This is a genomic window from Gaiella occulta (assembly GCF_003351045.1).
Classification (GTDB): domain Bacteria; phylum Actinomycetota; class Thermoleophilia; order Gaiellales; family Gaiellaceae; genus Gaiella; species Gaiella occulta.
The window spans coordinates 102,058-120,150 of sequence record NZ_QQZY01000009.1 but is presented as its reverse complement, the minus strand read 5'-3'; the positions used below and the strand labels follow the sequence as shown (position 1 = coordinate 120,150).

At 69.2% G+C, this 18,093-nt stretch carries 16 protein-coding genes and 1 tRNA gene; 1 reads left to right on the top strand and 16 read right to left on the bottom strand.

Annotation, left to right across the window (positions count from 1 at the left end):
- Window positions 1-314, top strand: a 314-nt coding sequence (locus Gocc_RS16615; RefSeq protein ID WP_220150652.1) for a hypothetical protein, incomplete at its 5' end; no start/stop codon positions are given.
- A 179-nt stretch (window positions 315-493) separates the two neighbouring features.
- Here the strand turns inward: Gocc_RS16615 and Gocc_RS14370 are convergent.
- From Gocc_RS14370 to Gocc_RS14290, 16 genes are all read right to left on the bottom strand, one after another.
- Window positions 494-1,396 carry a DNA adenine methylase gene (locus tag Gocc_RS14370; protein ID WP_220150651.1) on the bottom strand — a complete coding sequence of 301 codons (903 nt, stop codon included), beginning with the start codon at window positions 1,394-1,396 and terminating at the stop codon, window positions 494-496.
- Complete coding sequence (locus tag Gocc_RS14365; protein ID WP_114797257.1) at window positions 1,387-2,739, bottom strand: hypothetical protein; 1,353 nt, start codon at window positions 2,737-2,739, stop codon at window positions 1,387-1,389. Before Gocc_RS14365 ends, Gocc_RS14370 begins: the two co-directional genes overlap by 10 nt.
- 368 nt (window positions 2,740-3,107) lie before the next feature.
- A tRNA-Val gene (locus tag Gocc_RS14360) sits at window positions 3,108-3,180 on the bottom strand.
- A 296-nt stretch (window positions 3,181-3,476) separates the two neighbouring features.
- Window positions 3,477-3,617 (bottom strand): hypothetical protein, encoded by a 141-nt coding sequence (locus Gocc_RS16410; RefSeq protein WP_181813719.1) that lies wholly within the window; start codon window positions 3,615-3,617, stop codon window positions 3,477-3,479.
- 331 nt (window positions 3,618-3,948) lie between these two features.
- Window positions 3,949-4,536, bottom strand: a complete 588-nt coding sequence (locus tag Gocc_RS14345) for a response regulator transcription factor (protein ID WP_147281325.1) — start codon at window positions 4,534-4,536, stop codon at window positions 3,949-3,951.
- A gap of 107 nt (window positions 4,537-4,643) precedes the next feature.
- Complete coding sequence (locus Gocc_RS14340) at window positions 4,644-5,768, bottom strand: HD domain-containing phosphohydrolase (protein ID WP_114797253.1); 1,125 nt, start codon at window positions 5,766-5,768, stop codon at window positions 4,644-4,646.
- 65 nt (window positions 5,769-5,833) lie between these two features.
- Window positions 5,834-8,062: a hybrid sensor histidine kinase/response regulator gene (locus Gocc_RS14335; RefSeq protein ID WP_114797252.1), complete on the bottom strand. Its 2,229-nt coding sequence runs from the start codon at window positions 8,060-8,062 to the stop codon at window positions 5,834-5,836.
- Complete coding sequence (locus tag Gocc_RS16405) at window positions 8,059-8,232, bottom strand: response regulator (protein WP_181813718.1); 174 nt, start codon at window positions 8,230-8,232, stop codon at window positions 8,059-8,061. Before Gocc_RS16405 ends, Gocc_RS14335 begins: the two co-directional genes overlap by 4 nt.
- Before the next feature lie 280 nt (window positions 8,233-8,512).
- Window positions 8,513-8,626, bottom strand: coding sequence for an ATP-binding protein (locus tag Gocc_RS17015; protein ID WP_340148102.1), 114 nt, complete (start codon window positions 8,624-8,626; stop codon window positions 8,513-8,515).
- 398 nt (window positions 8,627-9,024) lie between these two features.
- The gene (gene ric / locus Gocc_RS14320) at window positions 9,025-9,732 is read right to left on the bottom strand and encodes an iron-sulfur cluster repair di-iron protein (protein ID WP_114797249.1); all 708 of its coding nucleotides are present in this window, start codon (window positions 9,730-9,732) and stop codon (window positions 9,025-9,027) included.
- Between the two features lie 11 nt (window positions 9,733-9,743).
- Window positions 9,744-10,064, bottom strand: a complete 321-nt coding sequence (locus Gocc_RS14315) for a hypothetical protein (RefSeq protein WP_114797248.1) — start codon at window positions 10,062-10,064, stop codon at window positions 9,744-9,746.
- A complete protein-coding gene (gene narI / locus Gocc_RS14310; RefSeq protein WP_114797247.1) occupies window positions 10,061-10,768 on the bottom strand; it encodes a respiratory nitrate reductase subunit gamma in 708 nt (235 codons plus the stop codon). Before narI ends, Gocc_RS14315 begins: the two co-directional genes overlap by 4 nt.
- Complete coding sequence (gene narJ / locus Gocc_RS14305; protein ID WP_114797246.1) at window positions 10,765-11,364, bottom strand: nitrate reductase molybdenum cofactor assembly chaperone; 600 nt, start codon at window positions 11,362-11,364, stop codon at window positions 10,765-10,767. Before narJ ends, narI begins: the two co-directional genes overlap by 4 nt.
- Entirely contained in the window at window positions 11,361-12,923 is a 1,563-nt protein-coding gene (gene narH, locus Gocc_RS14300; RefSeq protein WP_114797245.1) for a nitrate reductase subunit beta, read from the bottom strand. The genes narJ and narH overlap by 4 nt, the downstream gene beginning before the upstream one ends.
- Window positions 12,923-16,555: a nitrate reductase subunit alpha gene (locus Gocc_RS14295; protein ID WP_114797244.1), complete on the bottom strand. Its 3,633-nt coding sequence runs from the start codon at window positions 16,553-16,555 to the stop codon at window positions 12,923-12,925. Before Gocc_RS14295 ends, narH begins: the two co-directional genes overlap by 1 nt.
- Window positions 16,552-17,754 carry an MFS transporter gene (locus Gocc_RS14290; protein WP_114797243.1) on the bottom strand — a complete coding sequence of 401 codons (1,203 nt, stop codon included), beginning with the start codon at window positions 17,752-17,754 and terminating at the stop codon, window positions 16,552-16,554. The genes Gocc_RS14295 and Gocc_RS14290 overlap by 4 nt, the downstream gene beginning before the upstream one ends.
- Between the last annotated feature and the right edge of the window lie 339 nt (window positions 17,755-18,093).

The following is an 18,093-nucleotide window of genomic DNA, read 5'->3' as shown; positions in this document are numbered from 1 at the left end:
TGACACGGTGGTCAGCTACCACCCCGACCCGCCGCAACTGCTCCGCGCTCGCCTACGGCTCGCGCTCCACAGCAGCGGCGGAAAGAATCTCAACCGGCTCGTACACCACAAGCTGGGACGCTACTCGCGGCGTCCTTCTCTATGTGCTGACGGCGCAGCTCCAAACAGTCATCGAGATGGTGCTACTCCGCCATCTCGCCTTCTCAGACCACCAGATCGACGAGATCTTCACGACGCGCGTCCAGCGCTACCGCGAGATCGCCAACGCCAGGGCCCAAGCGAGCGACGAGGATCTGATCGTTCCGCAGGAATGACCGAGGGTTGATGACCTTCGAACATCAGCTAACTGCCGTTGGTCTTCGAGATGGCTAGCTCGGGCGGTGACGGGCGATCACTCCCTCCTCGTCAGAGCATTCGCACAGCTGCATTCGAAGCCTCTGAGAATCCCAGGGTGCTCCACTCGGCCTCGACCCGGAACTGGCAGTGGACGCGGTCAGCCGGCGAGGCGTGCCTGATCTACGACTTTCGACCGCACACCGGCGGGGGACGCGACAGAAGGTGCGACAAGGCCGGGGCTGAAGAACATGAGCTCCGAGCCGGAGAGGTTCCCGATCGCGGCGCTGTAGTGGAGCTCATACCCGATTCGTGCAAAGCTGGTGTACAGCTCGGCCACTTCGGGGACGGCGTCATACGAGACAATCCAAGGCACCCCTAGACGGCGGACGGTCGCCGCGATCGCCGCGTGGTCGTCTGCCGCGTACCAGTTCTCGTAAAGCTTCGCTCCGTTCGTGTAGTACGGCGGGTCGAGGTAGACGAACGGACGCTCAAGACCAGGAAGGACCTCCGTGAGGTATTGGGCGGCGTCGTGAGACGTCAAGGTGATGCGACTCGCGAAGCGTCCTATCCGCTGGAGCCGCCTAATCAGTTGCCCTCGGTTGAAGCGCGCGTCAATCTTCCAGTGGCCAGACTGGTCCAGACCCCCGATGACGCCGCCACCGATGATCCCGGAGCGAGAGGTGCGGTTGAGATAGAACGTCGCGAACCCTAGATCGACGGGATCGGCGTTCGGATCGCGTTGGATCGCCCGTTGGCGCAGCCACTCCGTGACGTCCAGTGGTACCGATTGGATCCGACGGCAGAGCTCGTCCGGATTCCGGAGAGCGGTGTCCCAGAAGGCAAACACGCCGCGGTTGATGTCGTTGATGTGAATTCGATCGGCGTACTCCTCGAACAAAAGTGAGAGAGCGATGCTCGCCCCTCCGGCGTATGGCTCGACGTACTCGCAGCCCACCAGGTCGTTGTCGAGGATGACCAGCTTGATGTAGTTCGCGATCTTCCCTTTCCCGCCGGGGTACCTGAGCGGGGAGGGGTAGCGTTGGTCCGCCGCTACGGCCACAGCTTCTCCATGAGCGGGGCGATCTCGTCCCATGTGGCATATAGATCGTGCGACTTCGGATAGACGAACTCGTTGTGGACGTACTGATTCATTGAGAACACCGACGCGCCGACGGCGCTCCGCTGGTTGTCTGCGATCGCCTCCACCGCCCGCGCAAGCTTGGCCGGGATCTCGCCGCTCTTCTCAAGCTTCGCGACAATCGTCTTGAGTCGCTTCGCCAACGGTGACTCTCTCATCTGCTTCTCTGTCAGGAGCTTCTTCTCGGTGATGTAGTGATCTACGCTCAGCTCGATGAAGACCCGCGTCATTACCGAGCACCCGTTCGGATACTGCTCGACGTTCATGGTGGAGAGCTCGTTGTAGATGGCGTTGATGCGAGGCGGCTTCACATCAAGCGTTGAAGATCGCGGAATCACCGTGGTCCGCGTCGGCTGCACCCTCCGTCTTCGCTTCGACGGCTGAGCCGGCGCCGAAGACGGCTCGCCGGCAGTCAGGTTGTCGATGAACGTCGGCGTCTTCAGCATCTTCGACTTGCGTGGCTTCACGCTGATTGGTAGCGCTTTGACATACGCCTCACGCTGCGGAAGGTGGTACAGGTCGGGCACCTGAAGGTTCAGCTTCAGATCCTCCACGAGCCGACTCAGTGACCGCGCAAGCTCCGATGTCGGATACAGCGCGATGACCTTACCGTTGAGAATGTCGATTCCGAGCGCCTCCCTGACGGACGCAGTGTTGAGCATGCGCTGGAGCGTCGTAATGATCCGCCGATTCGACGCATTCGCCTCCGCGCTAAGCCTCCCGTGCCTCTCAACGAAGTCGAGGACTTGCCCAGCTGGCCGGCGCGTGCCCGCGTGCCGCGCGTTGTAGCGATCCTTCTCTTCAGCACCCCACTCGACGAGACCGACACCCTGGTTCTGGCCGGTGTGGCGAAGTTCAACCCAGTGTTGGGCCTCCTCCTCGTTCTCGAAGAGAACGCACGGCACATTGTCGAGAGGCGCCTGCTCGTATCTGGCGGAGAGCTGTACTAGCTTCCGGGCTGACGTCGGCGAGAGAGCCGCCGTGACCAGGGAGGGTGTCTCTAGCGCCCGAAGCGCAAGGATTCGCCGGTTACCCTCCACGACCTTGTAGCGCTTCTGGCGGTCTGCCGTCGCGACGACGGCCGGGAGTGTCGTTGGGTCGAGCCCCTGGTCAACGATGTCAGTCGCAAGGCGGATGAGGTTGTCGCCCTGTTGCTGAGCGAGCGCGAGGGCCGTCTCCTGCTGCGACTCCTTTGTCTCTACGAGACGAGGGTTGCCGCTGTCCAGAAGAAAGTCGGCGAGAGGGATATTCACGACCTCGGGCATCGCAGCTCGAAGCTTCCACCCGAGACATGCCTTGAGTCAATGGGCCTCGGAAGCCGCCTCCGGCGCCGCCCGCTTTGCTGCCCTTTCCATGGTGGGCCGTACTCGGCTCGAGCCAGTGACCACCAGCTTGTCGAGTGGGCAGGATTTGAACCTGCGACCTCCGGTTTATGAGCCGAAGGCCCTCTGCGGATCCTTTATGCGTGGTACTTGGGCTCGTATCGAGATTCCCAGCTTGTCGACCCCGCTTCGACTGCGGTGCCGCAGACTGTGCGAAGCGGGCCGAAAATCACAGGCACTGTTCAGGCACTGGCCTCCAATAGGGAGCCTGCGCTGAAAACAAAGAGGCCTGCTTTGCAGGCCTCTTTGAATGGGCGGTACTGGGCTCGAACCAGTGACCCCCAGCTTGTCGAGCTGGTGCTCTCCCAACTGAGCTAACCGCCCTCGGGCCGGAGTCTAGCTCACGCCGAGCACGGGGCCGGCGGGTTCGCGGACGTGCCGGCACGGGCACGGTCGGCGGGCGCCGGCGACCCGATAGTGCGATCCGAGAGCGCTGTCGAGGCCGGCGCCGGCCCGTGCCACCGCCTTGCTCAGCGCGCCCCTCAGAAACGGCTCGGAGCCGCCGGCTGCACGCGGGCGCCCGGCCAGCTCGCCGCGCCGCCCTCGGCCGCTGCCCGCTCGAGGCATCGTGCGGCGCTCCGTCGCGGCTGCGCGGCTACTGCTCTCCGTCCGCCGCTCGATCAGGCTCGTGGCGGCGCCGGCTCGCCGCCGGCCACGCACAGCGACCCGATCGGCAGCCTCTCCCGACTGGTCAGCGGCACCCCCAGATAGGCGACCATGCGCAGATCGGTGATCGCCGGGCTGACGCGCAGGAACGGCACGTCGCGGGCCTCCTCGACGCCGAACGGGCCGCCGAGCAGGATCTATCGGCAGAACATGTGCGACAGCGGCGCCTGCCGCAGCGTCGACCACGGCTCCGGCAGACCGGTCGCGCTCTTGAAGAAGAGCCAGTGCTCGTCGACCAGCGACACGAGTCCGACGGGCGAGCGCTGAGACGAGCCGCGAGGGCGGTCAGCCGGTCGAAAGCCGTCTCCGGCGCGGTGTCGAGCAGGCCGGTGCGACGGAGCGCGGCAAGGCGCTCCGGATCGGAGACCAGCGCCCGGTGTCCGTTCAGGGGCCGGCCGCCGAGGGCGGCGAGAGCCCACGCAGGCGTCAGATGAGGCCCCGCGCCCGCGCCTCCAGCACCGCCTCCGCGCGCCTGCGCGCGCCGAGCTTCGTGTACGCGCGCTCCAGCAGTGTCTTGACGGTCTCGTCGGAGACGCCGAGCACAGCCGCGGCCTCCCTGTTCGTGCGGCCGGCGGCGACGAGCGCAATCACCCCGCGCTCCCGCGGCGTCAGCCGCGCCTCGCCCGTGGGCCGCTTCGGGTGCGCCGGGTCGAAGATGCGGTGGCCTGCCAGCACGCCTCGCAGCACGACCCGGAGCCGCTTCGGGTCGGATGACTTGACGACGCTCGCCTGCGCGCCTGCCTCGATCGCGACCTCGTTGAGCCCTCGCTGCGGGCTCGCCGTCATCAGCACCGCAGGGCAGGCCATGCCCGCCCGCCTCAGGCTCTTGACGAGGTCGCTGCCGAGACGATCGGGCAGATGCTGGTCGACGAGGAGCACGTCGACCGCCCGGCGCCCGAGCAGCTCCTCGGCCTCCGTGGCGGAGCCGGTCTCGCCGGCGATGCGAAAATCGCCGCCCGCGAGGGCGAGCCGCACCCACGTGCGTACGATCGCATCGTCCTCGACGACGAGCACCGAATGAGACGCCGTGTCGATTTCGCCTCCCCTCCCGAGACAGAGAGCGCCCGACGCAGCGTAGAGCGGCCTGCGGGCGCGCGCAACTCCCACGGCCCTGCCGCGCGTCAGCCTCGCACGGCGGGCATGCGGCGGGGGTCTCCGAGAACGGCTCTCACGCGCACGATCTCGCGCTGCAGCGCGTCGAGGACGTCCGGGTCGTACAGCGTTCCTCTGCCCTCCTCCAGCGTTGCGAGCGCGTGCTCGAACGGCTGGGCCACCTTGTAGACGCGGGGGCTCGTGAGAGCGTCCAGCACGTCTGCGACGGCGGCGATCCGCCCCGCGAGCGGGATCTCGTCACCCGCGAGCCCGCGCGGGTAGCCGCTGCCGTCGAGGCGCTCGTGATGGGTGTAGGCGACCGTGGCAGCGAGATCGAGCAGCGCCGACCGCGAGCCGCCGAGCAGGCGGTGGCCCATCTCCGGGTGGCGGCGGATCACATCCCATTCCTCGGCCGTGAGCGGCCCCGGCTTGCCGAGGATCGCATCCGGAATCCCGATCTTTCCGACGTCGTGCAGGAGGCTTGCGAGGCGAAGGCGCTCGCACGCGTCAGCGGGCAGACCCAGCGCGCCGGCGAGGAGCGCGCAGAGCCTGCCCATGCGCTCGACGTGGTCTCCCGTTTCCCGGTCGCGGAACTCCGCCGCCAGCGCGAGCCGCCGCACCGTCTCCTCGTAGGTGAGCTCCACGTCGGCGCGGGCGCGCTCGAGCTCGGCGGTGCGCTCCTTCACCGTCTCCTCGAGCTCCTCCCGGTGCCGGCGCAGCTCGGCCTCGAGCTGCCTGCGGTGAAGCGTGTTCGCAACCGCGATGAGCAGGGCGCTGCGCTGGATCGGCTTCGTCAGGTAGCCGACGGCGCCGAGATCGAGCGCCGCGCTCCAGATCTCCGGCTCGTCGCGGCCGCTCACCATCACGACCGAGGTCTCGGGATACCGCTCGCATATCCACCGTGCGAGATCGAGCCCCGAATCGCCGCCGAGGTTGACGTCGCAGAGCACGAGCTCGAACGCGCACTCGCCGAGCCGCAGGCGCGCGGCCTCGACCGAGCCGGCCACCGTGCACGCGTGCCCTTCGCCCCCGAGGATGGCGCGGAACAGCCGGGCGAGGAGATCGTCGTCGTCGACGATCAGGACGCGGGCATGCCCGAACCGCCTGCGCGGAGCACGATCCGCTTCCTGAATGGGGGGTTCCGGCACGATCATGGCGATATCCGGATTGTCGACAGCGGTGCCGCCGGCCTGCGTCCCCCGTTTTTCCGGCTGCCGGCTCAGCGGTCGAGCAGCTCGCGCACCCGCGCCACGAGATCGGCGGGCGTGAACGGCTTCTGCAGGAAGTCGCGCTTCGCGAGATGATGGATCTCGTCGGCAGCGGTGTAGCCGCTCATCAGGAGCACGCGCACGTGCGGGTGAAGGCGGTCGAGGCGGCGGGCGAGCTCGATCCCGCCCATTCCGGGCATCTCGACGTCGGCGACGACGGCGGCGGGAGGGCCGTGCTCGAGGATCGCCTCGAGCGCTTTCGCGCCGTCCTCGACCGTGACGACGGTGAAACCGGCCTGCTCGAGCACCGATCGGATGAGGCGGCGAAGCAGGTCGTTGTCCTCCGCCACCAGGATCGTCTCGCCGCCGCCTCTCGCGCCGAGCGGCTCTCGCACGGCAACCTCGTCGAGGGGTGTGGCAGCGGGGCGGTCGACGCGCGGGAGCAGCACGGTGAACGTCGATCCTGCCCCGACCGTCGAGGTCACGTGGAGTTGCCCGCCCGCCTGCTTGACGATGCCGTACGCGGTCGACAGGCCGAGACCCGTCCCCTGCTCCTTCGTCGTGAAGAACGGCTCGAACAGCAGCGGCAGCGCCTCCTCGGCGATGCCGACGCCGGTGTCCTCGACCTCGAGCACGACGTCCTGCCCGCGCGGCCGGACGCGGACGCTGATGCGGCCCCCAGCGCGGATCGCGTCGACGGCGTTGACGACGAGGTTGACGATCACCTGCTCGAGGCGGCCGGCGTCCGCGCAGACGACCGCGGGCTCGTCGCCCAGGTCGATCGTCAGCTCGACGTCGTCGGGCACGAGCCGCTCGAGCATGCGCGCCAGCTCGGCGACGAGCCTGCACAGATCGATGTCGCGCTCGGCCACGACCTTCTGGCGGCTGAACACGAGCAGGCTGCGCGTCAGGTCGGCACCGCGCATGCTGGCGCGGGAGATCTCGAGCGCCTGGGCGCGCCGCTCGTCGCCCTCGGGCAGCGCCTCGGCGATGAGCGAGGCATAGCCGTCGATGACGCCGAGCAGGTTGTTGAAGTCGTGCGCGAGCCCGGCGGCGAGACGCCCGACCGCCTCGAGCTTCTGCGCCTGCAGCAGCTGCGCTTCGAGCAGGTCGCGCTCGGTCGTCTCGACGGCAACGACGGCGACGCCGACGATCTCGTCGTGGACGCGGACGGGGTGGTAGCCGGCGCGGAACCTGCGCCGTGCACCAGCCACCGCCGTCTCGATGTCGACGTCGTGCACACTCACGCCCGTGTCCAGCACCCTGCGGTAGACGGCGTCGAGGTCGAGCCCGAGCGGCTCCAGGATCTGGCCCGCCTTCCGTCCCAGGTGCGCGTCGACGGGGCTCCCGTGGAACTCGGCGAGCGCCTCGTTAACGCGGACGTAGCGGAGGTCGCGGTCGACGAAACCGAGTCCGACGGGCGCCGCCTCGAGCGCCGTCGTCAGCAGCACCTCCGCCTCGACGCGGGCGCTCTCGGCCCGCAGCTGGTCGGTGATGTCGAGCGAGGTGCCCGCGTAGCCGAGGAGCGTGCCGTCGGCGGCCAGCCTGGGCGAGCCCGAGTCGACGAGCGTGCGGTACTCGCCGGCCGCGTCGAGGATCCGGTACCGCAGCGCATACGGACGCCCTGACCGCTCGTACTCGAGCACCTGCCGCGCAACCGCATCGCGCTCGTCGGGATGCACGCCCTCCAACCAGCCGAATCCCAGCTCCTGCTCGAGCGTGCGACCCGTGAAGTCGAGCCAGCCACGGTTGACGAAGGTGACGCGGTTGTCCGCATCGGTGATCCAGATCAGGAGCGACGAGGAGTCGGCGAGCGCGCGGAACCGCTCCTCGCTCTCGGCGAGCGCCGTCCGCGCCTCGAGCTCGCGCGCACGGCGGTCGACGACCCCACGCACCGAGGCACCGAGGCGGGAGACGTGGTGCTTCAGCACGTAGTCGTCGAGACCGCTCTTCAGCGCCTCGACGGCGACCTCCGCCGACCCCGTGCCCGTCAGCATCACCACCGGGACGTCGGGCCAGCGGGCACGGACGTCCCGCAGGATCGACAACCCGTCCGTGAAGCGCAGGCTTGAGTCCGTCACGACGAGCTGAGGCTGGGGCCCCGACAGCGCCTCCTCGAGCCCGGCGGCGTCGCACACCTCGAATGCCTCGGCGTCGGGCCACTCCTTCCGCAGCTCGCGAAGGGCGAGCATCCGGTCGTCGGGGTCGTCGTCGGCGATGAGGGCGCGGAACGTGCTCACACGAGGCCGGACCGCTCGCTGTGCTCGAGGCGGTAGAAGTCGAGCGAGCGTACCATCTCGTACAGCGCGACCGTGTCGATCGGCTCGACGCGATAGGCGCTCGCGCCCCGCTCGAACGTCCTGCTCGCGTCGGCGCTCTCCCGCGACGACGTGGACGCCGCGACGCGCACGCGGCCCTGCCCGGCTGGGCGCGCAGCCCCGCGAGCACCTCGTGGCCGCTCAGGCGCGACAGCGCGAGGTCGAGCAAGACGAGCACCGGTAGCGGGTGCGCGTCGCGGTCGGCGTGGATGACGTCGCCAGGCAGGTGGGCGAACGCCCGCTCGCCGTCGCCGACGACGTGGAGTGGTTGGCAAGCTGCTCCTTGCGGCGGGCCGGTTGCAGGAGCAGGACGTCGTTCGTGTCGTCCTCGACGAGCGTTATCGGCTCGTGCTCGACCAGAGCCTCCCCCGACTACGCCACCGGCTGCTCGAACCAGAATGTGCTGCCCTGGCCCGGTGCCGACTCGACGCCGACGACGCCGCCCATCCGCTCGATGCCCTTCTCGACGCCCGCGAGTCCCACCACGGTTCCCGGGCAGGCCATCCTCCCGTGGACAGCCGCTCGAACACGGCGAAGATCCGTCGCTGCTGCTCGGGCGAGACGCCGATGACCTCATCCTGGATCTCGATGCGCACGCCGGCGTCCCCTGTCCGGGAGCGATTCGCGAGCGACGGCACGTGCCCTGCCGCCGTGAACTCGAGCGCGTCGTCGACGAGGCTCGACGGGACGAGCGTGAGCGTCGCAGGATACGCACGAACGTTGCCGAGCGGCCGTGCCGACGCCACGCCGGTGATCGAGTGCAGCGCCAGGGCGCGCGCCAGCGCCTCCCGCTCGGATGTGCGCAGGCGGGCCTGCTGCAAGGTGAGCGCCAGGTGACGTGCCACGTCTCACGTCGCGCGGAATGTCCCGCGGTGAGACATGCGTTACCCGGGATGCGCCTCGAGCGCGATCGCCCGCGGGAAGAGGATGTTGTTCTCCTCGTGCACGTGGCGGTGCGTGTCGGCCTCGAGCCGGGCGAGCCGGTCGAGCATGGCGCGGTACGAGTTGCAGGCGTCCGCAGGCGGCTCGTAGCCGTTGGTCGCCGCGCGCAGTCCGGCGAGGCCGGTTGCGACCTCGTCGTGCTCGTGCAGCATCATCCGGATCGGGTTCTCGACGGATCCGAAGGGGAAGCCGCTCGAGGAGCCCTGCTCGAGCGCCACGCAGGCGGGGAATAGGACCTGCTCTTCCTTGACCATGTGCTGCTCGAGATCGTCCGCGGTCGCGTGGAAGATCACCTGTACCTCGCGCAGCTCGGGATGCGTGTCGCCGTGGGCCTGTGCGACCTTGTCGACGAGCAGGCGAAGCGGCGGCAGCTCCTCGCGCAGGTAGGCGTGATGATGGCCGACGACGTGGGCGCAGAGGTCGGCGACGGGGACGCTCGTCCAGTCGATGTCGTCCGCCTCCGTGGCGAGGGGCTCGTCGAGCGCCGCGAGCACCGTTTCGACGTCGACGCCGCGGTCGGCGCAGGCGGTCTCGAGCGGCGTCTTGCCGCCACAGCAGTAGTCGATGCCGAAGCGCTCGAACACGCGCGCTCTGCTCGGCTGCTGGAGCACGAGGTCAGCAACGTGGGTGTCGGTCGTGATCGGGCTCATCGAAGGTCCTTTCAGGAGGAGGATGTGGGTCCGGTGTGGCATTCCGCATCGGGGCAGAGCCGAATCCGATCGCTACGGAGGCAGACGAGACCGACGTTGGTGGTGCCGTCGTCGTCTGGGACGACGAGCCACGTGGAGCCCTCGGCGTCGAGGGCTGCCGCGCCTCCTCGGCCGCCGTCGCGCACAGGAACGACCCGCACGGACTCGTTCGCGAACAGCCGCCGCGCGGCGCCGACAGTGTCGCCGATCGAGAGCTTCTTCCCACGAGCGGTGATCGCCCCGCGGATGGGGCGCGCCGCGAGATCGTGCCGGTTGCGATGGACGGTCGTCACGAGCGTGCCGCCTGACGCCGTCTCCCGCCCTGCGCGCGGCGCCGGTAGAGGATGGGGGCGCGTCCGAGGTAGGTGACGGGAACGCTCCACACGTGCACAAGCCGGGTGAAGGGCCAGACGGCGAGCAGGAGCCAGGCGGTGATGACGTGCAACTGGAAGACGATGGGTGCTCCGACCATCAGCTCCCCATCAGGTTGGAGGGTGAAGATGCCGCGGAACCAGGGGCTGACCGTCTCGCGGTAGGCGTAGCGGTCGATGACGGTGTCGGTCGTGGCCGCGATCCCGGCCACGACCGTCAGCACGAGCAGCGGGTAGAGGATCCTGTCGCTGCGGAGCGTCGTGGCGGCGACGCGCGGCACGGTAAGTCGCCGGTAGGCGAGTACGGCGATTCCGGCGGCGACGAGCGCCGCTGCGGCGAGGCCTCCCATGACGGCGAGCCAGTGGTAGGCGTCGTCTGAGATCCCGACGGCTTCCGTCGCAGACCGCGGTACGAGGATGCCGAGCAGGTGGCCGCCGATGGCGGCGAGCATGCCGAAGTGGAAGAGGACGCTGCCGATCATCAGCAGCTTGCGTTCGAGCAGCTGTGTGGAACGGGCTGTCCACATGAACTGGTCGCGGCAGTAGCGCCAGATGTGCCCGACCGTGAACGAGGCGATGCACAGGTACGGCAGTGCAACCCAGAGCAGGAAGTCGAGTCGGCTCATGCTCCGGCTCCGACTGCGTCCGGGGCGCTGACCGGCTCGAGCCCGACCAGCTCTGCCGGGGGCCCTTCGAGCGCGAGCCGTCGCGCCTGCTCCAGCTGGCGGGCGGTCGGCTTCGGCAGCACGACGCAGACGGCGTCAAGCAGGCCGGCGTACGGGCTTTGCCTCCGATGCAGGGCGGCACGGACGAGCTCGAGCGACGGCCGCAGCCCGACGAGAAGCTCGATCCCTTCACCGGGTCGCAGCTCGGTGAACTCGAGGATGACCGGCAGGTAGTCGGGGAGCTCGCCGTCGGCGAGCGGCAGCCCCGCCTCTGCGTAGTGGCGCTTGAGGCGTACGAGCTCGATGCCGCGCTGGCGCCGGTCGCCGTGGGTGTGCCACGTCAGGTGCATGGCGGAGCGCCGGTCGAAGTCGAACGCTTCCACGTACGCCTGGCGCAGGACAGCCGGAGGGGTCGCGCGCAGGTAGGCAAGGAATCCGTCGACTGGTGTGCGCTGCGCGGGCGGCAGTTGCGCGGCGGTGAGCTCGAGCTCGGCCATCGCTTCGAGGAGCGCGTCGTCCGGATACTGGAGCAGGACGGAGAGGAGCTTCCAGCTCATCCGCCCTTCCTCCGGAAGTCCATGAAGGTGACGTTGCCGGCGCCGCCGGCGGCGAGTGGCTCGCCTCCGAACGGATCCTTCGCCTTGCCCAGTTCGCCGCAGCTGCCGGGGCCGCCCGGGAAGTCGAGGCCGCAGGCGCCCTGCCGCGCCATCGGATTGATGCCGATCTCACCGTGGGTCTTCGGGATCACGTAGCGCTCGTCGTACTTCGCGACGGCGAGCAGCCTGAACATGTGGTCGATCTCGGCGGGTTCCATGCCGACCGCGGACGCGATCGCCGCGTCGGGCTCGCCGCCGAGGTTGCGCTCGCGGACGAAGCCGCGCATCGCGGCCAGCCTTTTCAGCGCCAGCCGCACCGGCTCGGGGTCGCCGGCGGTGAGGAGGTTAGCGAGGTACTCGACGGGGATTCGCAGCTCGTCGATCGTGGGGAAGACGTCGTCTGGGTCGGCGTCGGAGCCGTTGCCCTCAACGAGGCTCATCACGGGCGAGAGAGGTGGCACGTACCAGACCATCGGCAGGGTGCGGTACTCGGGGTGCAGCGGCAGGGCGACCCGGTGCGTAACGGCGAGCGCGTAGACGGGTGAGCGGGTTGCGGCCTCGAGCCAGTCGTCCGGGATCCCGTCGGCACGGGCTGCCGCCTGCACCTCGGGGTCGTCCGGGTCGAGGAACAGGTCGAGCTGGGCCGCGAGCAGGTCCTTCTCGTCGGGCACGGACGCGGCGGCCTCGACGCGGTCGGCGTCGTAGAGCACGACGCCGAGGTAGCGGATCTTGCCGACGCATGTCTCGGAGCAGATCGTGGGCTGGCCCGCCTCGATGCGCGGGTAGCAGAGCGTGCACTTCTCGGCCTTCCCGGTGCCCCAGTTGAAGTAGACCTTCTTGTACGGGCAGCCGCTCACGCACATGCGCCAGGAGCGGCACTGCCCCTGGTCGACGAGCACGATGCCGTCCTCCTCGCGCTTGTACATCGCGCCCGACGGGCACGAGGCGACGCACGAGGGGTTGAGGCAGTGCTCGCAGATGCGCGGGAGGTAGAACATGAACGCGCTCTCGTACTCGAGCCGCACCTGCTCCTCGACGCCGTCACGCAGGTTGGGGTCGAGCCGCGCCCCCTCGGGCCCGCCGGCGAGGTCGTCCTCCCAGTTCGGGCCCCACTGCAGGTCGAGCGGCCTGCCCGTGACCTGCGACGCGGGGCGCGCCACCGGCTGGTGGCGCTGCACGGGCGCCGTCGTCAGCGTCTCGTAGTCGTACGTCCACGGCTCGTAGTAGTCGTCGAGCGTCGGCAGCTCCGGGTTGAAGAACAGCGTCGCGAGCTTGCGCAGCCGTCCGCCGGCGCGGAGGCGAAGCTTGCCGCCGCGGAGCTCCCAGCCGCCCTTCCAGCGCGCCTGGTCCTCCCAGCGCTTCGGGTAGCCGATGCCCGGCTTCGTCTCGACGTCGTTGAACCACGCGTACTCGACGCCGCGCCGGTTCGTCCACACGTTCTTGCAGGTGACCGAGCACGTGTGGCAGCCGATGCACTTGTCGAGGTTCATCACCATCGCGACCTGCGCCCGGACGAGCATCAGTACACCACCTCGCCGGCGAGCTTCCGCACGACGACGACCTCGTCACGCTGCGAGCCGGTCGGGCCGTAGTAGTTGAACCCGTAGGAGAGCTGGGCATAGCCGCCGACGAGGTGGGTCGGCTTCATGGAGATGCGCGTGACCGAGTTGTCGGTGCCGCCGCGCGTGCCGGAGAGCTCGCTACGGGGCACGTTCACGTGGCGGTCCTGCGAGTGGTACATCATCGCGACGCCTTCCGGCACGCGGTGGGAGACGACGGCGCGCGCAGTGATGACGCCGTTGCGGTTGAACACCTCGACCCAGTCGTTGTCGGCGACCTCGATCTTCGCCGCGTCCTCGACGCCGATCCACACGACGGGGCCGCCGCGGAACAGCGTCAGCATGTGCAGGTTGTCCTGGAATTCGGAGTGGATCGACCACTTCGAGTGCGGTGACAGCCAGCGCAGGTGCACGTCCTTGCGCGTCGGGTCGCCGGAGCCCTGGTCGCCGACCGTGCCGACGACGTCGACCGGCGGCCGGTAGACGGGCAGCCCCTCGCCCATGTCGAGCATCCAGGCGTGGTCGACGTAGAACTGCTGACGGCCCGTGAGCGTGCGGAACGGTACCGAGCGCTCGATGTTGATCGTGAACGGCGAGTAGCGCCGCTCCCGCGACTCCATCCCCGACCATTCCGGCGACGCCAACACCTTCCGTGGCTGCACCTGCGTGTCGCCGAAGGTGATGCGCACGTCGCGGTGCTCCTCGGAGATGTCGGAGAGCTTCATGCCGGTGCGCCGCTCGAGCCCCTTGAAGCCCTCGTGTGCGAGGCGGCCGTTCGTGACGCCGGAGAGCGCGAGGATCGTCTCGCACACGTGCACGTCGCGGGCGAGGCTCGGACGGCCGTCGATGAGCCCGTTGCGGCGGCCGAGCTCCTCCACCTCGACGTCGGGCAGGAGCGGGACCCCCTTGGCGCTCGAGCCGAGCTGCTCGGCGAGCGGGCCGAGACGGCGCCACTTCTCCCAGACATCGGGGTAGTCGCGCTCGACGGTGACGAGGTTCGGCATCGTCAACCCGGGAACGGGCTCGCACTCGCCCTTCTGCCAGTCGCGTACCTCGCCGAACGGCTGCGCGAGCTCGGCCGGCGTGTCGTGCAGGAGCGGCGCCGCAACGAGATCCTTGCGCACGCCGAGGTGCTTGTCGGCCAGCTCGGAGAACCGCTTCGCGACCAGGCCGAAGACGTCGAAGTCGGTCTTCGTCTCCCAGGGGGGCGGTACCGCCTCGTTGAACGAGTGCACGAACGGGTGCAGGTCGGTGGACGAGAGATCGTGCTTCTCGTACCAGGTGGCCGCGGGCAGGACGACGTCGGAGTAGAGCGCCGAGCCGTTCATGCGGAAGTCGATCGTCGTGAACAGGTCGAACTTGCCGATCGGCGCCTCGTCCCGCCAGACGACATCCCGGGGGCGACGCTCGGGCGGCGCCTCGTCGTTGCGGATCGCGTCGTTCTCGACGCCCAGCACGTGCCGCAGGAAGTACTCGTGACCCTTGCTCGACGAGCCGAGCAGGTTCGCCCGCCACAGCGTCAGGACGCGCGGCCAGTTGCCGGGGCCGTCCGGATCCTCGGCGGCGAAGCGGATGCCGCCCGACTGCAGCTCGCGGACGACGTAGTCCTTGATGTCGACTCCCGCTGCGTCGGCCGCGTGTGTGATCTCGAGCGGGTTGCGGTCGAACGTCGGGTAGGACGGCATCCAGCCGAGCCGTGCGGCGAGCGCGTAGCAGTCGGCGAGATGCTTGCCCTCGAGCGAGCCGTTCCCGAGCGGCGTGGAGAAGTGGTCTGCGCCCGTGCGCTGGAAGCGGAACTGGTCGCTCATCAGGAACCAGAACGGCGTCGTCGCCTGCTGGCGCGGCGGACGAGCCCAGTCGAGCGCGAAGGCGACCGTCGACCAGCCGCTGATCGGCCGCACCTTCTCCTGGCCGACATAGTGCGCCCAACCGCCGCCGTTGACCCCCTGGCAGCCGGTCAGGATGAGCATCGACAGGATGGCGCGGTAGATCTGGTCGCTGTGGAACCAGTGGTTCGTGCCGGCGCCGAGCATGATCATCGAGCGGCCGTTCGTGCGCTCGGCGTTGCGCGCGAACTCGCGCGCGATGCGGACGACGAGCCCGGCGTCGACGCCGGTGATCGCCTCCTGCCAGGCGGGCGTGTAGGGGGCGGGGTCGCCGTAGCCGGCGGGCCATTCGCCCGGAAGGCCTTCGCGGTGCAGCCCCAGCTGGGCGGCGAAGAGGTCGAACACGGTCGTCACGAGCTCGTTCCCGATCCGCTTCGCGGGGACGCCGCGGCGGAGCACGTCGCCGCCCTCGCCGGCGACGTCGAAGCGGGGCAGGTCGAGCTCGACGAGCTCGTCGTGGCGGCCGAGCAGCGTCAACGCGGGGTCGACCTCCTCCAGCTCCAGGTTCCACTTGCCCATCCCCTCGTCGCCCCAACGGAACCCGATCGACCCGTTGGGCACGGTGGCCGCGCCCGACGACTCGTCGAGCACGACGGTCTTCCAGTCGGCATGCTCGGAGGTCTCCCCGAGGTCGGAGGCACGGAGGAACCGGTCGGCGACGTAGGCACCGTCGCGCCCGCGCAGGCGCACGAGGCACGGCAGATCGGTCGTCTTCTTCGCGTAGTCGCGGAAGTACGGCACCTCACGGTCGAGGTGGAACTCCTTGAAGATGACGTGGGTCATCGCGAGCGCGAGCGCCCCGTCGGAGCCGGCGGCGGCGGGCAGCCAGTGGTCGGCGAACTTCGTGTGGCCCGCGAAGTCGGGCGAGACGACGACGACCTTCTGCCCGCGGTAGCGCGCCTCCGTCATGAAGTGGGCGTCTGGCGTCCTCGTCTGCGGGATGTTCGAGCCCCACAGGATCACGTAGCCGGCGTTCCACCAGTCGGCCGACTCCGGCACGTCGGTCTGGTCTCCCCACACCTGCGGCGATGCCGGAGGCAAGTCGGCATACCAGTCGTAGAAGCTGAGGCAGATGCCGCCGATCAGCGACAGGAACCGCGTCCCCGCCGCGTACGACACCATCGACATCGCAGGGATCGGCGAGAAGCCCGCGACGCGATCCGGGCCGTACCGCGCCACCGTGTACACGTGCGCTGCGGCCATGATGTCGGTCACCTCGGACCAGCTCGAGCGGACGAATCCGCCCTTGCCGCGCAGGCTCTTGTACGCGCGCGACTTCTCCGGATCCTCGACGATCGAGGCCCACGCCTCGACCGGGTCGCCCGTGGCGGCCAGCGCCTCGCGCCACATCTCGACGAGGACGCCGCGCACGTAGGGGTACCTGACCCGGATGGGCGAGTAGAGGTACCAGCTGAACGACGCCCCGCGCGGGCAGCCGCGCGGCTCGTACTCCGGGACGTCGGCGCCGTTCGACGGGTAGTCGGTCTGCTGGGTCTCCCACGCGACGATCCCGTCCTTGACGTGGATCTTCCACGAGCACGAGCCGGTGCAGTTGACGCCGTGGGTCGAGCGCACGACGCGGTCGTGCTGCCAGCGGCGGCGGTAGAAGCTCTCCCACTCGCGGCCGCCCGACAGGAGCGCGCTCCACCGCTCGGCGGAGCGCTCGCCCCGGTCGAAGAACCGCGAGCTGTCGAGAACCGAGCTCATCCGGTCACCGGCGTCGGCGCACCATGGCGGCCGCGCCGCATCGCGACGACAACCGCGAGGCAGAACAGGCAGAACGCGAACAGCCCGACGAAGCCGAGCGCATAGGTGTCGAAATGGTCCTTGACGATGCCCATCACGATCGGCGGGAAGAAGCCGCCGAGACCGCCTGCCGCACCGACGATGCCCGTTGCGGCGCCCGTGGCATCGGGGAACTCGTGCGGTACGAGCTTGAACACGGCGCCGTTGCCCGAGCCGAGGAACGCGGCGAGCGTCAGGAAGGAAAGCGTGACGGGCACGATCCTCGGGTTGCCGGCGAGCAACGTGAGCGCCGCCGCATTGATCCCGGTGCCGATGAACGCGACGACGAGGACGGTGGTGGCGCCGATCCTGTCCGAGAGCCAGCCGCCCAGCGGCCGTGCGAGCGTGGCGATCACGGCGAACCCTGCAGCCCGCAGTCCGGCATCGGTGAGCGAGTAGCCGAACCAGTCCTTCAGTAGCTTCGGCAGGAAGATAGCCATCGCCACGAAGCCGCCGAACGTGACGAAGTAGAGCAGCGCCAGCCGGTAGAGCCTCCAGCCCGCGCGGATCACGTCGCCGTAGCGGGTCGGCGCACCCGGACGAGGTGGATTCTCCGCGAGCACGGAGAACACAACCGCGGTGACGAGGGCCACGAGGGCCGCGACGACGCCGAGCGTCGGACGACCCCAGTGCTTGTTGATCGCCGGGGCCCCGAAGGCCGCCACAGCCGTGCCGATGTTGCCCATCCCGTACACGCCGAGAGCGAATCCCTGGCGCTCCTTCGGGAACCAGCCTGCGACGAAAGGCACGCCGACGGCGAACGACGCCCCCGCGACACCGAGGAAGAAGCCGACGACGAGAAGACCCCAGTAGCTGTCCACGAAGCCGAAGAGGGCCGCGGGAGCCGCAGAGAAGAGGAGGATGGCGGTGAATACCCTCCTCCCGCCGTACCGGTCGGTGAGCGCTCCGAAGGGGATCCGCAACAGCGACCCGAGGACGACCGGGACGGCGTTGAGGAAGAGCGTCCGCGTGTTCGAGAGATCGAGGTTGTCCTGAAACGTCTTGGCGAGCGGCGCGATCAGGCTCCAGGCGCTGAACGACACCGCGAACGCGACGGTTGCGAGCAGCAGCGCACGATTGGAGCCGCCGCGCGCATTCGGGGGGTGCTCCGGAGCAGCCATGATCCCCGACGCTACGTGTGCCCGCAGCCGCTGACAGCGTGGGCGAGCCGCCGAGCCGGTCAGTACTTCTTACGGATTATGTACGGCATCGACGGGAAAAACCCGCGAGGCACCGCACCCGACTTCCCCAACCCCCCACGGCGCGGTGAACGGTAGTGCCGGCCGGGGCTGGTGGAAGAGCCCGACACGACACTCCCGCCCGGCTCCCCGCTGCGCGGGCCGGGCCCGGGGTGTCTCGGGCCGGGCCGAGCGCCTGCTGCGGGCCGGCGAGCGCCTCGAACTCGATCGTGTCCGCCGCGACCGGGCCGTCGCTGACCCTGCGCGACTCGGCGACGCCGC

What these genes read in the sequence shown, in the direction of transcription:
- narH (WP_114797245.1), bottom strand. Translation starts at nt 12,923, where the DNA reads ATGCTCGTCCGGGCGCAGGTCGCGATGGTGATGAACCTCGACAAGTGC.
- narJ (WP_114797246.1), bottom strand. Translation starts at nt 11,364, where the DNA reads ATGAGCTGGAAGCTCCTCTCCGTCCTGCTCCAGTATCCGGACGACGCG.
- narI (WP_114797247.1), bottom strand. Translation starts at nt 10,768, where the DNA reads ATGAGCCGACTCGACTTCCTGCTCTGGGTTGCACTGCCGTACCTGTGC.
- Gocc_RS14365 (WP_114797257.1), bottom strand. Translation starts at nt 2,739, where the DNA reads ATGCCCGAGGTCGTGAATATCCCTCTCGCCGACTTTCTTCTGGACAGC.
- Gocc_RS14290 (WP_114797243.1), bottom strand. Translation starts at nt 17,754, where the DNA reads ATGGCTGCTCCGGAGCACCCCCCGAATGCGCGCGGCGGCTCCAATCGT.
- Gocc_RS14340 (WP_114797253.1), bottom strand. Translation starts at nt 5,768, where the DNA reads ATGATCGTGCCGGAACCCCCCATTCAGGAAGCGGATCGTGCTCCGCGC.
- ric (WP_114797249.1), bottom strand. Translation starts at nt 9,732, where the DNA reads ATGAGCCCGATCACGACCGACACCCACGTTGCTGACCTCGTGCTCCAG.
- Gocc_RS14295 (WP_114797244.1), bottom strand. Translation starts at nt 16,555, where the DNA reads ATGAGCTCGGTTCTCGACAGCTCGCGGTTCTTCGACCGGGGCGAGCGC.